The organism is Sphingopyxis sp. (assembly GCF_050725655.1).
Taxonomy (GTDB): Bacteria; Pseudomonadota; Alphaproteobacteria; order Sphingomonadales; family Sphingomonadaceae; genus Sphingopyxis.
In genome coordinates this window covers 96,972-110,854 of the sequence record NZ_JBOHHT010000053.1, presented here as the reverse complement: position 1 = coordinate 110,854, position 13,883 = coordinate 96,972, and the positions used below count along the sequence as shown (strand labels likewise).

At 63.8% G+C, this 13,883-nt stretch carries 13 protein-coding genes; 9 read left to right on the top strand and 4 right to left on the bottom strand.

Going from position 1 to position 13,883, the window contains the following annotated elements; translation table 11 throughout:
- Positions 1-38: 38 nt before the first annotated feature.
- Positions 39-491 (bottom strand): hypothetical protein, encoded by a 453-nt coding sequence (locus tag ACREBX_RS07325; RefSeq protein ID WP_431561092.1) that lies wholly within the window; start codon positions 489-491, stop codon positions 39-41.
- Positions 488-1,531, bottom strand: coding sequence for a threonine ammonia-lyase (locus ACREBX_RS07320; protein WP_431561091.1), 1,044 nt, complete (start codon positions 1,529-1,531; stop codon positions 488-490). Before ACREBX_RS07320 ends, ACREBX_RS07325 begins: the two co-directional genes overlap by 4 nt.
- Positions 1,532-1,595: 64 nt before the next feature.
- Here ACREBX_RS07320 and ACREBX_RS07315 point away from each other — a divergent pair, with 64 nt between their 5' ends.
- From ACREBX_RS07315 to ACREBX_RS07295, 5 genes are all read left to right on the top strand, one after another.
- Positions 1,596-2,816, top strand: a complete 1,221-nt coding sequence (locus tag ACREBX_RS07315; protein WP_431561090.1) for a saccharopine dehydrogenase family protein — start codon at positions 1,596-1,598, stop codon at positions 2,814-2,816.
- 203 nt (positions 2,817-3,019) lie between these two features.
- A complete protein-coding gene (locus tag ACREBX_RS07310) occupies positions 3,020-4,108 on the top strand; it encodes an alpha/beta fold hydrolase (RefSeq protein ID WP_431561089.1) in 1,089 nt (362 codons plus the stop codon).
- Positions 4,105-4,455 (top strand): DMT family protein, encoded by a 351-nt coding sequence (locus ACREBX_RS07305; RefSeq protein WP_431561088.1) that lies wholly within the window; start codon positions 4,105-4,107, stop codon positions 4,453-4,455. Before ACREBX_RS07310 ends, ACREBX_RS07305 begins: the two co-directional genes overlap by 4 nt.
- 17 nt (positions 4,456-4,472) lie before the next feature.
- The gene (locus ACREBX_RS07300) at positions 4,473-5,645 is read left to right on the top strand and encodes a carboxynorspermidine decarboxylase (protein ID WP_431561087.1); all 1,173 of its coding nucleotides are present in this window, start codon (positions 4,473-4,475) and stop codon (positions 5,643-5,645) included.
- Between the two features lie 123 nt (positions 5,646-5,768).
- Positions 5,769-6,788, top strand: coding sequence for an agmatine deiminase family protein (locus ACREBX_RS07295; RefSeq protein ID WP_431561086.1), 1,020 nt, complete (start codon positions 5,769-5,771; stop codon positions 6,786-6,788).
- A gap of 16 nt (positions 6,789-6,804) precedes the next feature.
- Here ACREBX_RS07295 and ACREBX_RS07290 read toward each other — a convergent pair whose 3' ends face one another.
- Positions 6,805-8,463 (bottom strand): FAD-dependent oxidoreductase, encoded by a 1,659-nt coding sequence (locus ACREBX_RS07290; RefSeq protein ID WP_431561085.1) that lies wholly within the window; start codon positions 8,461-8,463, stop codon positions 6,805-6,807.
- A 255-nt stretch (positions 8,464-8,718) separates the two neighbouring features.
- Here ACREBX_RS07290 and ACREBX_RS07285 point away from each other — a divergent pair, with 255 nt between their 5' ends.
- On the top strand, positions 8,719-9,912 hold the full coding sequence (locus ACREBX_RS07285; RefSeq protein ID WP_431561084.1) for a type III PLP-dependent enzyme: 1,194 nt from the start codon (positions 8,719-8,721) through the stop codon (positions 9,910-9,912).
- Positions 9,913-9,972: 60 nt separating this feature from the next.
- On the opposite strand, the gene ACREBX_RS07280 is transcribed toward ACREBX_RS07285, so the two are convergent.
- Positions 9,973-10,863, bottom strand: a complete 891-nt coding sequence (locus tag ACREBX_RS07280; RefSeq protein WP_431561083.1) for a PhzF family phenazine biosynthesis protein — start codon at positions 10,861-10,863, stop codon at positions 9,973-9,975.
- Positions 10,864-10,929: 66 nt separating this feature from the next.
- Between ACREBX_RS07280 and ACREBX_RS07275 the strand changes: the two genes are divergently transcribed.
- The 3 genes from ACREBX_RS07275 (at position 10,930) to ACREBX_RS07265 (ending at position 13,847) form a co-directional block, all read left to right on the top strand.
- Positions 10,930-11,229: an ArsR/SmtB family transcription factor gene (locus ACREBX_RS07275; RefSeq protein ID WP_431561082.1), complete on the top strand. Its 300-nt coding sequence runs from the start codon at positions 10,930-10,932 to the stop codon at positions 11,227-11,229.
- Between the two features lie 65 nt (positions 11,230-11,294).
- Positions 11,295-12,620 (top strand): MFS transporter, encoded by a 1,326-nt coding sequence (locus ACREBX_RS07270; protein WP_431561081.1) that lies wholly within the window; start codon positions 11,295-11,297, stop codon positions 12,618-12,620.
- Between the two features lie 81 nt (positions 12,621-12,701).
- Positions 12,702-13,847, top strand: coding sequence for a CaiB/BaiF CoA transferase family protein (locus ACREBX_RS07265; RefSeq protein WP_431561080.1), 1,146 nt, complete (start codon positions 12,702-12,704; stop codon positions 13,845-13,847).
- Positions 13,848-13,883 lie beyond the last annotated feature (36 nt).

The following is a 13,883-nucleotide window of genomic DNA, read 5'->3' as shown; positions in this document are numbered from 1 at the left end:
CCGGCGACACATCAAAAAGATATGCCGCCGGATCGAGGTCAATCGCGGCAGTAACCCTCGCCGTCCTTGACGATCAGGCATTCTTTCTTGCCGGCGAGATATTTGAGGCCGGTTTCGTCGCCGTTGCCGCGGCGCAGGCTCAGCTCCTCGGTGCCGCGCTTGAACTTGATGCCATGCTCGCTGTCCTCGCCGTCATAAGTCCCCTTGGTGTCGAGGTCCGACTGCATTTCGAGCTTGTATTTGCCCGGCTCGGCGGTGGTGATCGTGGCGTACATGCCCTCGACCCCGGTCCATTTACCCGCCCAGCTCGCGAAGCGATGCGGCGCGGTCGCGGGATCGGTGGCTTCTGCGCCTTCGGGCGGCATGGTTTCGACCGGAACCTCGGTCGTCGTCGCATCGGTCGGCGCAGGCGCGGGCGCCTCGGCCTTTTCGCAGCCGGCCAACAGCACCAGCGCCGCGGCGCTCGCCAAAATTGCACTTTTCTGCATCATGCTTCTCCTTCCCCGTCCAAACGCTCGGGCGCGGATAAGTTTCCGCCAGCCGATTCAGTGATGATTTCCGCAAATTTCAGCGGGTCGACATTGCCGCCCGACAGCGTGACGAGCGTCGCGTCGGTCAGCGGCACCTTGCCCGCCAGCACAGCGGCGAGCGCCGCAGCGCCGCCGGGCTCGACGACGAGGTGCAGTTTCTCGAACACCGTGCGCATCGCGTGGCGCACTTCGCTCCGCGTCACGACGACACCGCGCACCCCGCGCGCCTGCAACACCGCAAAGTTGATCGGCCAGGTTTCGGGCGTCTGGAGCGCGTCGCACTCGGTCGGATAGGCCATATCCTCGACCGACAGGATTTCTCCCGCAGCAAGGCTGCGGGTCACATCGTCCCAGCCCTCGGGCTCGACCGCGACGATCTCGGCATCGGGCAGCGCTAGCGCGAGCCCCGCCGACAGGCCGCCGCCGCCGCAGCAGGCAACGACCTTGTCGGGACCGGCAATCCCGCGCGCGGCCATCTGCGCTTTCGCTTCGGTCCCGGCGCTGCCCTGCCCCTCGATGATCCACGGGTCGCCATAGGCATGGACGAGCGTTCCGCCGCGCTGTTCAAGCAATTTCGCCGCGACCGCGTCGCGCGATTCGGTCACGCGGTCATAAAGCACGACCTCGGCGCCCAGTTGGCGCGTCGCGGCGAGCTTCATCGCCGGCGCATTGCTCGGCATCACGATCGTCGCCTTGATCGCGAGCCGCTTCGCCGCCCAGGCGACGCCCTGCGCATGGTTGCCGCTCGACACGCCGACGACGCCCGCTGCCGCCTGTTCGGGCGTCAGGTCGGTCAGCCGGTGCCAGGCGCCGCGAATCTTGAACGCCCCGACGGGTTGCAGGCATTCGGCCTTGCACCAGATGGTCTTGCCGTCGACTTCGAGCGGCAGCAGCGGTGTTTGCGGCAGCAATGCAGCGACTTTCGCCGCGGCGCGTTCGACACCCGCCAGCGTCGGGGCGCGGTGGGGATTGAGGAGGGGATCGGGGCTTTGCTGTGTCATGGCTTCGTCCTATAGGGCCGGGCATACAAGACAAGCCGCATAGCTCGGCGCAGGAGATTTTTCGATGAGCAAGGTTCTGGTGATCGGTGCAGGCGGGGTCGGTTCGGTCGCGGCGCACAAGATGGCGATGAATGCGGACATCTTCCCCGACATCACGCTGGCCAGCCGCCGCAAGTTCAAATGCGACGCGGTGGCCGATTCGGTGAAGGCGCGCACCGGCGTCACGATCAAGACCGCCGAAGTCGACGCCGATCATATCGACGCGACCGCCGCCCTGATCCGCTCGATCGGCGCGACGCATGTCGTGAACCTCGCTTTGCCGTATCAGGACCTCACGATCATGGAGGCGTGTCTGTCGACCGGCGCGCATTACATGGACACCGCCAACTATGAGCCGCGCGACGAGGCGAAGTTCGAATATCATTGGCAATGGGCGTATCAGGACCGTTTCAAAGATGCGGGGCTGATGGCGCTGCTCGGCTCGGGTTTCGACCCTGGGGTGACGAGCGTCTTCACCACCTGGCTCAGGAAACATCATTTCGACCGCATCGATACGCTCGATATTCTCGACTGCAACGGCGGCGATCACGGCCAGCATTTCGCGACCAACTTCAATCCCGAAATCAACATCCGCGAAGTGACCGCGGTCGCGCGCCATTGGGAAAATGGCGACTGGGTCGAAACCCCGCCGATGTCCGTGAAGCAGCAATTCGATTTCGAGGCCGTCGGCCCGAAGACGATGTACCTCATGTATCATGAGGAAATCGAAAGCCTGAAGACCCACCTGCCCGAGATACAGCGCATCCGTTTCTGGATGACCTTTGGCGAGGTGTATATCACGCACCTCACCGTGCTGCAGAATGTCGGCATGACGCGCATCGACCCGGTGATCTACGAAGGCCGCGAGATCGTCCCGCTCCAGTTCCTCAAAGCCGTTCTCCCCGAACCGTCGAGCCTCGGTGAGACGACCAAGGGCAAGACCAACATCGGCGTCATCGCGACCGGCCTGGCCAAGGACGGGACGGAAAAGACGCTCTATCTCTACAATATCTGCGACCATGAGGACGCCTATGCCGAAACGGGCAATCAGGCGGTGAGCTACACCACCGGCGTTCCCGCGATGATCGGCGCCGCGATGATGGTCACCGGCACTTGGTCGGGCCCAAATGGTGAGGGGGGCGTGTTCAACATGGAACAGATGGACCCCGATCCCTTCATGGACATGCTCAACAAACATGGCCTGCCGTGGCAGGTGAAGGAACTCGACGCGCCGCTCGATTTCTGATCGGCACCGATAAATCCTCCCCACTTGTGGGGGGGGGGGGGACCGCCGAAGGCGGTGGAGGGGGTTGGCGGTCTGACGCGACGCCGCGTGACGACGCGAGCCCCCTCCGTCAGCGCTTCGCGCTGCCACCTCCCCACAAGTGGGGAGGATCGTCAACGCCGCGCGCCCCTGTATTTTGTCGTCGGGCGCGTTAAGCAGCAGGCATGAGAATCGCCCTCCTAGCCGCCGCTCTGCTCGCGGCCTTCACCACCCCTGCCGCAGCCCAAACCGACGACGCCTATGCCCCGGCACGCGCGATCGTCGTCGACATCGGCAAGATCGTCACGCCGAACGGGGTGCAGGAAACCTTCGAGGTCACGCTCGGCGGCGCACGGCAGGTCGTCAACGTCCGCGGTTCGGACAAGGTCAATCCGATCCTGATCTTCGTCCACGGCGGCCCCGGCGCCGTTGAAATGCCCTTCGCCTGGGCGTTCCAGCGTCCGTGGGAAGATGTCTTCACCGTCGTCCAGTACGACCAGCGCGGCGCGGGGCGCAGCTATCCGCTGAACGATCCCGCGACGCTCGCGCCGACGATGACGGTCGAGCGCTACCGCGACGATGCGATCGAACTGATCGACCTGCTTCGGAAAAAATATGGCAAGCGCAAGGTCGTGCTGATGGGGCATAGTTGGGGCTCGGTCGTCGGCCTGTCGGTCGCGGTGAAGCGCCCCGAGCTGCTCTACGCCTATGTCGGCGTCGGTCAGGGCATCGATTTTCGCGAAGGCGAAAAGGCCGGCATGGCATGGACCCGCGCCAAGGCGCTCGCGGCGGGCAATAACGAAGCCGTCGCCGCGATCGACGCGCTCGCACCCTATCCGCAAGGCGACTTCACCATCGCCAAGGCTGACGGCTGGCGCAAATATGCGATCCCGTACGGCTCGCTGATGTACAACAAACCCGACCTCCACCTCTATTTCCAGACCCCGCGCCTTTCGCCCGAATATAGCGAGGCCGACCGCAAGGCATGGGGCAAAGGCAGCAAATTTTCGGTCACGACGCTATGGCCGCGCCTCGCCGGCGTCAGCTTCATGAAGATCAAGACGATGGATGTGCCGCTCGTCTTCCTGCTCGGACGGCATGATTATACTGTGCCTTCGCCTGTAGCAGCCCATTGGTTCGCACAGGTTGAAGCACCCTCGAAGAAGCTCGTCTGGCTCGAACATTCGGCGCATATGCCGATGGTCGAGGAGCCGGGGCATTTCTTCGCGGCGTTGCTCCGCGACGTGCTGCCGCTGACGAAAGATCCAAAATGACCGCTTATCTCGCGCCGATCGGCCTCCTGTTCGTCTCGAACATCTTCATGACCTTTGCCTGGTACGGACAGCTTGGCGCCGTATCGCGGCCGATCTGGCTCGCGGTGCTGATCGCATGGGGAATCGCCTTTTTCGAATATTGCCTTGTCGTGCCGGCCAACCGCATCGGCTACGGTGTTTACAGCGCCGCCGAACTCAAGACCTTGCAGGAAGTGATCACACTGGTCATATTCGCCGGGTTCGCGGTCTTCTGGCTCGATGAGAAGCTGACCTTGAATCATCTCGTCGGCTTCGGTCTGATTGCGGCGGGGGCGTTTTTCATCTTCAAGGGACCGATAGCGGTCTGACAGGATTTTACAGCGACATGGAAACCCGTGCCGGCGATCCCGGAGCCTTTGCCCGCTTCGACCTGACCCGCATCCCCTCGCCCTCCTTTGTCGTCGATGCCGCGAAGGTGCGCGCCAACCTGTCGGTGCTGCGCCATATCGGCGAAGCGTCGGGCGCACGCGTGCTCGCGGCGCTCAAGGCGTTTTCGATGTGGTCGCTGGGGCCGATGGTCACCGAATATCTCGACGGCGTCTGCGCTTCGGGTCTTTATGAAGCGAGGCTCGGCCGCGGCGAATATGGCGGCGAAGTCGCGACCTATTGCGCGGGCTACAAGGAAGCCGACCTTCCCGAGATCGCGGCGCTTTCGGACCATCTCATCTTCAATTCGCCCGGCCAGATCGCGCGTTTCCGCCCGCTGCTCAACGCATTGCGCGCCAGGGGCGAGAGATTCGACATTGGCCTGCGCATCAACCCGATGCACAGCGAGGGCGAGACCCCGAAATACGACCCCGCCGCGCCGTGCAGCCGCCTCGGCTTTCCGGTGACCCAGCTGCTCCCCGAGCATATGGAGGGCATCGACGGCATCCATATGCACAGCCTGTGCGAACAGGATTTCCCGCCGCTGGCACGCACATGGGAATCGGTGCAGCCGATGCTGCGGCCCTTCTTCAACCAGCTCAAATGGATCAACTTCGGTGGCGGCCACCATGTAACCCGCGCCGACTATCAGGTCGACGATCTGATCGCTTTCCTGAAACAGGTGCGCGCCTCGACCGACTGCGACGTGATGATCGAACCCGGCGAGGCGATCGCGCTCGACGCCGGCATCCTTGTCGGCGAGGTGCTCGACCTGTTCGACAATGGCATGCCGATCGGCATCACCGATATTTCGGCGACCTGCCACATGCCCGACGTGATCGAGGCGCCGTATCGCCCCGCGATGCTCGATGAGGGCAATGACGGCATGCCAGTACGGCTCGGCGGCCCGTCGTGCCTCGCCGGCGACGTCATCGGCGACTACCGCCTGCCCGGCGGCGCGCGCATCGGCCAGCGCTTCGCCTTCCTCGACCAGGCGCATTATTCGATGGTAAAGACGAACACCTTCAACGGCGTTCCGCTGCCCTCGATCTGGCTGTGGGACAGCGACAGCGACGAGCTCGAACTGATCCGCGAATTCGGCTATGAGGACTTCAAGACGCGGCTGGGCTAGGCTGCCGCGCGACGGAGAGGCGACAAAGGAATCGCGCGATTGGACCGACGATATTTCCTGCGTGCCAGTACAGGCGTGGCGCTGACAACCTCGCTATGGGGCTGCAGCGAGAAGAGTAGCAGCATGTCCAACAATGGCGCGGCCGCCTATGAAATGCCGCTGGAATCGGCCCCGCATGAACGGACCATCATGCAGTGGCCCGTCAATCTCGATATTTACGACAAGGCGTCGCTGAAACGCGTGCAACGCGCCATCGCGCGGATCGCCAATATGATCGTGCGCTACGAGCCGGTCGCGATGCTCGTTGCGGCCGCCCATACCGCAAGTGCGCGCGCTTTGCTGTCCGGCGATGTCGAGCTTTGGGATATTCCCACCGACGATCTGTGGTGCCGCGATTCGGGACCGACTTTTGTGCGCGACGCCGCGGGCAAGCTCGCCGTAGCGCATATCCGGTTCAATGGCTGGGGCAACAAGCAGCCGCATGGCAATGACGCGCGCATTGCGGAACGCGTGGCCAGCCGGCTCGGGATGCCGCTGATCGAAACCGGCCTCGTCGGGGAACAGGGCGGCGTCGAACATGACGGGGCCGGGACTTTGCTGGCACATGCGAGCTGTTGGGTGAACCCGAACCGCAACCGGATGAGCCAGAATGAGGTTGGCGAAAAGCTGCTGCGGGCATTGGGCGGCGACAAAATGATCTGGGCGCCGGGCATCGCGGGCAAGGACATCACCGATTATCATATCGATGCGCTCGCCCGCTTCGTGGAGCCCGGCAAGGTGCTGATCCAGCTCGGCGACGAGATCGATCCCGACGACCCATGGTCGGTATCCGGGCACGAGACGCTGAAGATTTTGCAGCAATCAACCGACGCACGGGGACAAAAGCTCGACATAATCCGCCTGCCCGACCCGGTGGACATCCGTTCGCTCGAACCCGATTTTGTTGCCAGCTATGTCAATTATTACGTCTGCAACGGCGCCGTCATCGCCGCCCAGTTCGGCGACAAGGCGGCGGATGGCCACGCACGCGAATTGCTCCAATCGCTCTATCCCGGACGGACGGTCGAGATGATCGAAATCGACGCGATCGGAGAATCGGGCGGCGGCATTCATTGCGCCACGCAGCAACAGCCGAAAACCTGACAGCCAATAGTGGCGTTCAAGTAGCGGTCGCGTCGATCTCCGCCAGCGCCTGGTGAATATGGCTGACCACCACCGACCCCTCGCCGACCGATGATGCGACGCGCTTCACCGATCCCTTGCGCACGTCGCCGACGGCATAGATTCGCGGCCAGCTCGTTTCGAGACGGCTCGGCATCCGGTCGAGCGACCAGCCCGCCTTGACCAGTTCGAGCGGCGCGATGTCGGCACCTGTCTTCACGAACCCGCGATCGTCGCACACCATCTCTTTCGGCAGCCAGCGCGTGTTCGGGCTGGCACCGAGGAACAGGAAGAGGAAGCCGCAATCGCAATGACCCTCGTCGCCGGTCTCGCGGCAACGATAAGTCAACCCGGCCAGATGATCCTCGCCGTGCAACCCGACGACGTCGGTCGACCCAATGATCTCGATATTTGGGTGTTCTTCGAGCCGCTTGACCAGATATTCGGACATCGTCTCGCGCAGGCTTTTGCGGCGGAAAATGACATAGACCTTCTTCGCGACGCCCGCGAGGTAGATCGCGCCCTGCCCCGCTGAATTGCCCGATCCGACGACAGTCACCTCGGCATTGCCGCACAGCTGCGCCTCCATCGGCGTCGCGCCATAATAGATGCCGCGCCCTTCATAGCTTTCGATGCCCTCGATCGGCAGGCGCTGATATTGCGCCCCGCTGGCGACCACCACCGCGCGGCTGCGCAGCTTGCGGCCGTCGGCAAGATGCAGGCAATAGGCGTCGCCGTCGCGCACGATCGCCGACGCGCGCACGGGCGCGACCAGACGTGCTCCGAATTTCTGCGCCTGCACCGTCGCGCGGCGCGCCAGTTCGTTCCCCGAAATGCCGGTGGGAAAGCCCAGATAATTCTCGATCTTCGATGATGTGCCCGCCTGCCCGCCGGGCGCGAGGGCGTCGAGCGCGATCACCGTCAGCCCCTCCGACGCGGCATAGACCGCCGCCGCCAGCCCGCCCGGGCCGCTGCCGACGACGATAACGTCGGCGGTGGCGCCGTCAGGAAGCAGGTCGAGCCCGAGTCCCGCCGCGAGTTGCTCGGGGGTCGGCTGGATCAGCACGTCGGCCGCGCCAAGGATGACCGCGGGCAGCTGTTCTTCGGTCAGCCCGCGTTCGGCCATCAGATGCCCCGGGACCGGCCCGTCGGCGGGGTCGAACCAGCGGTGCGCAACGCCATGCCTCATCAACAGGTCGCGCAGCGCATAGACGCTGCGATCCATCGCCGCGCCGATCACGATCGTCACTGCGAACCCGCGATGATTGCTGAACTCGCGCCGCGCCGACAGTACACGGATGAAAATGTCCGAATAATGCGAATTGCCTGCAATCAGGCGCTGGAAATCAGCGTGCACGATGCGAAGGATCTCACCCTCGGCGCCCATCTCGACGCGCGACAAATGCCGTTGCCCGGTCAGCACCGACAGGTCGCCTGCGAACTGCCCATGCTCCATCCAGCCGACGCGCTTGCGCCCTTCGTCGGTCGACGCAAAGATGTCCGTGTGCCCCGACAGGGTGACGATGCAATCGGGCGCCATCGCGCCTTCTTCGACAATCAGATCGCCCGCCTTGTGCGATTCGACCGTGCCGAACGCGCGCAGTTCGTCCAGTTCCGCGTCGGTGAAATTATAATTGACGTCGGCGCGAGACACCATGGCGAGCAGATCCTTTCCGGGTTCGATAACGTTCATCCCTAGCGCCGCCGGGCGGGCTTGTCTCGCATTCGAGCGGTTTGGCGCACGTCCGCCCCGGTTCGCCCTTCGTGTTACCGCTCTATTACAAAATTGCGCGATAGGGTCTTTACAGGGGGGACCCCCCTGCATATATCGCGCTCCGCTGCCCCAGGGGGACTTCCAATAACCGCAAGGCAGCCTTGTCGTTTACCGTTTAATTTTTGGGGGTCCCTTGAGTTGCACCAGCATCATAGCGCCCACGGGCTGATTCAGGCACTTTCGCCGATCGAACCTGTTACGCTTGTCCGCCCGCACGCCGCGCGGCGTGCAGCGCGTTTCTTCATCGAGCGATTTCCCGGCACGACCATGTATGCGGTCAAGGCGAATCCGTCGCCCGACCTGCTGCGCGTGCTGTGGGATTCGGGTGTCACGCATTTTGACGTCGCCTCGATCGCCGAGGTCCGCCTCGTCGCGCGCACCATTCCCGAAGCCACGCTCTGCTTCATGCATCCGGTGAAGGCCGAGGAAGCAATTTCCGACGCCTATTGGAAATATGGCGTGCGCACGTTCTCGCTCGATACGATGGAAGAGCTCGAGAAGATCGTGCGGGCGACCGAGGGCGCGCAGGATCTGAACCTGCTCGTGCGGCTGCGCGTTTCGTCCGACCATTCGAAGCTCAGCCTTGCCGCAAAATTCGGTGCCGAGGCCGACGAGGTCGTCGAACTGCTGATGGCGACCCGTCAGGCCGCCGATGCGCTCGGCATCTGCTTCCATGTCGGCAGTCAGGCAATGACCCCGCACGCTTATGCGCAGGCGATGGAACGCGTCCGCGCCGCGATCGTCGCGGCGTCGGTCACGGTCGACATCATCGATGTCGGCGGCGGTTTTCCGTCGTCCTACCCGGGCATGGAGCCCCCGCCGCTCGACGCCTATTTCGAGACGATCCACCGCAGCTTCGAAAGCCTGCCGATCAGCTATTCGGCCGAATTGTGGTGCGAGCCCGGCCGCGCGCTGTCGGCCGAATATAGCTCGTTGATCGTGCGCGTCGAAAAGCGCCGCGGCGACGAGCTGTACATCAACGACGGCGCGTACGGCGCGCTGTTCGACGCCGCGCATGTCGGCTGGCGCTTCCCCGTCACGCTGCAGCGTGATGTGGAGAGCGAAGCCGAGATGGTGCCGTTCAGCTTCTATGGCCCGACCTGCGACGACCTCGACCATATGGCAGGACCCTTCTTCCTGCCCGCCGACATCAAGGCCGGCGATTTTATCGAGATCGGCATGCTCGGCGCCTATGGCTGCGCAATGCGGACCAAGTTCAACGGCTTCGGCGCCGACGAAACCCATGTCGTCAGCGACGAACCGATGGTCAGCCTCTACACCGGCGAAGTCGAACAGGAACGCCGCAGCGCGACGGTGACCAAGCTGTTCTGAATATCGAGGGGCTGGCGAGCGCCGGCCCCTCTTGTAGCCAACGCCTGTAGTTCCGGCAGCTCACCCACAGTCAATTTCACCCTTCATCACCGGGACGCAGGTTCCGCGCAGCGTCGCCCGGATACCGTCGGGTGTCCGGCGGGCGGTAACGTCGAGCAGGCTCGGCCGTCCCATTTCGATGCCCTGATGAATTTCAAACCGGGCTTCCTCGGCCGCGGGGTCAAGCGACAGGAGCAGGCCGGCAAGCGGCGCGTTCGCGCTCCCGGTCGCGGGGTCTTCCCACGTTCCGGCGAGCGGCGCGAACATGCGCGCGCGAAGCGTCCTGCCCTGCCTGCAATAGACATGCACCGACAGGCGGGTGCCGAACTGCGGGTATTCCGCCAGCGTTTCGCGAAAAGCCGCCAGATCGGGATCGCATCGCGCCAGCGCCGTCTCGTCCAGTTCGGCGATGACATAGGCGTTTCCTACCGATGCCAGGATCGGGGGATGCGCCGTCACGAGGATATCGCCCGGCGCAAGCCGCAGCATTCTAGCGACGACTTCCGGCGGGACGGTTTCGCCAAGGCTGAGCGGCTGCGGAGCCGCGACGCTGGCTCCGACAGGAACGCCCGCCGCGTTCCGCTCCACCTCGATATGCACGATCCCGGCGGGAATTTCGAACGTCGCGGTGCCGAGATCGGCATCGGCGGTGGCAAGGACAAACGCCGTCCCGACCATGGGATGGCCGGCAAATGCCATTTCCTCGGTGCGATTGAAGATGCGCACGCGCGCCGTGTGTGCGGGATCCGCCGGCGGAAGGACAAAGACCGTCTCGCTCAGGTTGAACTCCGCCGCCACGGCTTGCATCACCGCATCGGACAGGCCCTCACCGCCCACCACAACGGCAAGCGGATTTCCGCCGAACCGGGTTTCGGTAAACACATCGACGGTCGAAAAGGGCAGAAGGGGCATGGCGCGGGCTCCGTTGGATTCGCCGTGATGGTTGACACATAGTTCGTTGATTGGCAAATTGGCAATATGACGGATGCCGAACTGTTCCGCGCGCTGGGAAACGAGCGCCGCCTTCTGATCCTCACCTGGCTGAAAGACCCCCGGGCACATTTTCGGCCGCGGCGGGACGGCGATCTGGTCGACGACGGCGTCTGCGGGCAATTGATCGCGGAGAAACTCGGCATCAACGCCTCGACGCTCAGCGAACATATGCGGGTCCTGCAGGGCAGCGAACTGGTGACGGCGAAACGCATCAAGCAATGGACATTCTACCGCCGCAACCAAGAAAGATTGCGCGCGCTCGCGGCGGTGCTCGACACGATCTAGGCGGCGGCCGCTTCCACAATATTAGGAATGGCCAGATCGAAAGGCGCTGCTAGATTGCCGCGCCCATGCAGCCCTTCCATCATCTCCTCGCCAATAATCTGATCGCCAACATCACCAATTTCACGGTGTGGTTCGCGCTGACCTTCTGGACCTTCCTCGAAACCCGGTCGGTGTTCGCGACCGGGATGATCGCGGGCATCTATCTGGTGCTCACCAGCGGGCTCGGTATCTGGTTCGGCAGCCTCGTCGACCATCATGGCAAGCGCAACATGATGATGGTGTCGAGCATCGCGTCGCTGATCCTCTACGCGCTCGCCCTCGCCGGCTATATGCTCGACCCCGCCATTCGCGGCGCCGAGGTACAGAGCGTCGCGCTGTGGCTCTTCATCCTTGTCTCGATGTTCGCCGTTATCGTCGGCAACATCCGTATGATCGCGCTACCGACGCTGGTGACGTTGCTGGTGCCCGAGGACCGGCGCGACAAGGCGAACGGGCTCGTCGGCATGGTGAGCGGGATCGGCTTCCTCACGACCTCGGCGATCAGCGGCTTCCTCGTCGCATGGGGCGGGATGGTCGCGACGCTCGTCTTTGCGATCTCCCTTTCGCTGCTTGCCGCGCTCGACCTGCTCTTCGTCCGCATCGACGAGCCGCGCGAAACGGGGGAGCATGCCGAACCGCGCCGCATCGACCTCGCCGGAACCTTCCGTATCGTCCTCGGCATCCCCGGGCTGTTCGCGCTCATCCTCTTTTCCGCCTTCAACAACCTCCTCGGCGGCGTCTTCATGGCGCTGATGGACGCTTACGGCCTGTCGCTGATGAAGGTCGAGCAATGGGGCCTGCTGTGGGCGGTTACCTCGAGCGCCTTTATCATCAGCGGCGCGCTCATCGCGCGGACGGGTCTCGGCGCCAACCCGGTGCGGACCTTGCTTCTCGTCAACCTCATCACCTGGACGGTGGCGGCGGTCTTCACCGTCCAGTCGTCGATCATTCTGCTGACGATCGGCTGCTTCATCTGGATGTTCTTCGGCCCCTATGCCGAGGCGGCCGAGCAGACGACGTTGCAAAAGGTCGTACCGTTCGAGCGGCAGGGCCGCGTTTTCGGCTTCGCCCAGTCGGTCGAACTCGCCGCCTCGCCGCTCACCGCTTTCCTGATCGCACCGCTGACGCAGTTCGTGTTCGTGCCCTTCATGACCGACGGCGCGGGCGCGCAGGCGATCGGGGACTGGTACGGGCGCGGCCCCGAGCGCGGGATCGCGATCGTCTTCACCATCGCCGGCCTGCTGGGCTTGATCCTCACGATTATCGCCTTGCGTTCGCGCTCTTATCGTAAGATTTCGGCCGCCTATGCCGCAGGAAATGGCAGCGGCGAAGCGGCACCGGCTGCCGCATAACGAAAATCGCCGAAGCCCCCTTCCGTTTTACTTTGCAATCATTCTATCCTGCCCCGCGGAGCAGAGAGAGGATGTATGCATATGTTGTCAGGGATCCGGATCGTCGATCTCACCACGGTCATCTTCGGCCCCTATGCGACGCAGATGCTTGCTGACCTTGGCGCCGAGGTCATCAAGGTCGAAACGCCGGGGACCGGCGACATTTCGCGCTATCTTGGCAGCGGGGTTCCCGATCCGACGATGGGGTCGATCCACCTGACGGTGAACCGGGGGAAGCGATCGATCGCGCTCGACCTCAAAAAGCCCGAGGATGCCGCAACGCTGCGCGACCTGATCGCGACCGCCGATGTGTTCTTCCACAATGTCCGTGGGCAGGCGATCGCGCGGCTCGGCTTCGACTATGAAGGCTGCAAGGCGCTCAAACCCGATATCATCTATGTCCATGGCACCGGCTTCGGGCAGGACGGCCCTTACGCAGACCTTCAGGCGTATGACGACGTCATCCAGGCCGCGACGGCGACGACCAGCCTTCTCCCGCGCGTCGACGGGAACCCCAGTCCGCGCTATTTCCCCTCGCTCATCGCCGACAAGATCGCCGGCCAGTTCGGCGCGCAGGCAATTCTCGCCGCGCTGGTCCACAAGCTGCGCACCGGAGAGGGGCAGGACGTCGAGGTGCCGATGTTCGAATGTTTCGCATCGTTCATGCTTACCGAGCATCTCCGCGACGCGGCGCTCGACCCGCCGATCGGGCCCGCGGGTTATCCGCGCCAGCTCGACCCGACGCGCCAGCCTTTCCCGACGAGCGACGGACATCTCGCGATCGTCCCTTATACGCCCGAATCGACCGCACGGCTGATGGCGCTGCTCGGGAGCGCCGATCTGCTCGAAACGCCCGAATATGCGGCCGCGAAAGCGAAAGGGCAGCATATGCCGATCATCTATAGCGAAATCGCGCGCAAGACCCCGGCGAAGACCAGCGCCGAGTGGCTGGCGCTCTTCGCCGCCAATGACATTCCGGCGATGGCCGCGCGCGACCTTCAGGACATCAAGGAGGATCCCCATTTCGTCGCGACGGGATTTTTCCGCCACCGTACGCATCCCGACGTGGGCGCCTTCCACGAAATGCAGCCGCCGGTTCGATATGGTGCGATGCCGCCGCGCGATCTGGGATTCGCCCCGCGCGTCGACGGCGACGGGAAGGCGATCCGGGCCGAACTGGATCGTTGAACTTCGCCGGTTGCAATGTCGGCGCCGCGCTCTAGC

Coding starts and splice junctions, on each gene's coding strand:
- ACREBX_RS07315 (WP_431561090.1), top strand. CDS start 1,596: ATGAGCAAGGTTCTGGTGATCGGTGCAGGCGGGGTCGGTTCGGTCGCG.
- ACREBX_RS07305 (WP_431561088.1), top strand. CDS start 4,105: ATGACCGCTTATCTCGCGCCGATCGGCCTCCTGTTCGTCTCGAACATC.
- ACREBX_RS07295 (WP_431561086.1), top strand. CDS start 5,769: ATGTCCAACAATGGCGCGGCCGCCTATGAAATGCCGCTGGAATCGGCC.
- ACREBX_RS07320 (WP_431561091.1), bottom strand. CDS start 1,531: ATGACACAGCAAAGCCCCGATCCCCTCCTCAATCCCCACCGCGCCCCG.
- ACREBX_RS07280 (WP_431561083.1), bottom strand. CDS start 10,863: ATGCCCCTTCTGCCCTTTTCGACCGTCGATGTGTTTACCGAAACCCGG.
- ACREBX_RS07275 (WP_431561082.1), top strand. CDS start 10,930: ATGACGGATGCCGAACTGTTCCGCGCGCTGGGAAACGAGCGCCGCCTT.
- ACREBX_RS07310 (WP_431561089.1), top strand. CDS start 3,020: ATGAGAATCGCCCTCCTAGCCGCCGCTCTGCTCGCGGCCTTCACCACC.
- ACREBX_RS07270 (WP_431561081.1), top strand. CDS start 11,295: ATGCAGCCCTTCCATCATCTCCTCGCCAATAATCTGATCGCCAACATC.
- ACREBX_RS07300 (WP_431561087.1), top strand. CDS start 4,473: ATGGAAACCCGTGCCGGCGATCCCGGAGCCTTTGCCCGCTTCGACCTG.
- ACREBX_RS07265 (WP_431561080.1), top strand. CDS start 12,702: ATGTTGTCAGGGATCCGGATCGTCGATCTCACCACGGTCATCTTCGGC.
- ACREBX_RS07325 (WP_431561092.1), bottom strand. CDS start 491: ATGATGCAGAAAAGTGCAATTTTGGCGAGCGCCGCGGCGCTGGTGCTG.
- ACREBX_RS07290 (WP_431561085.1), bottom strand. CDS start 8,463: ATGGTGTCTCGCGCCGACGTCAATTATAATTTCACCGACGCGGAACTG.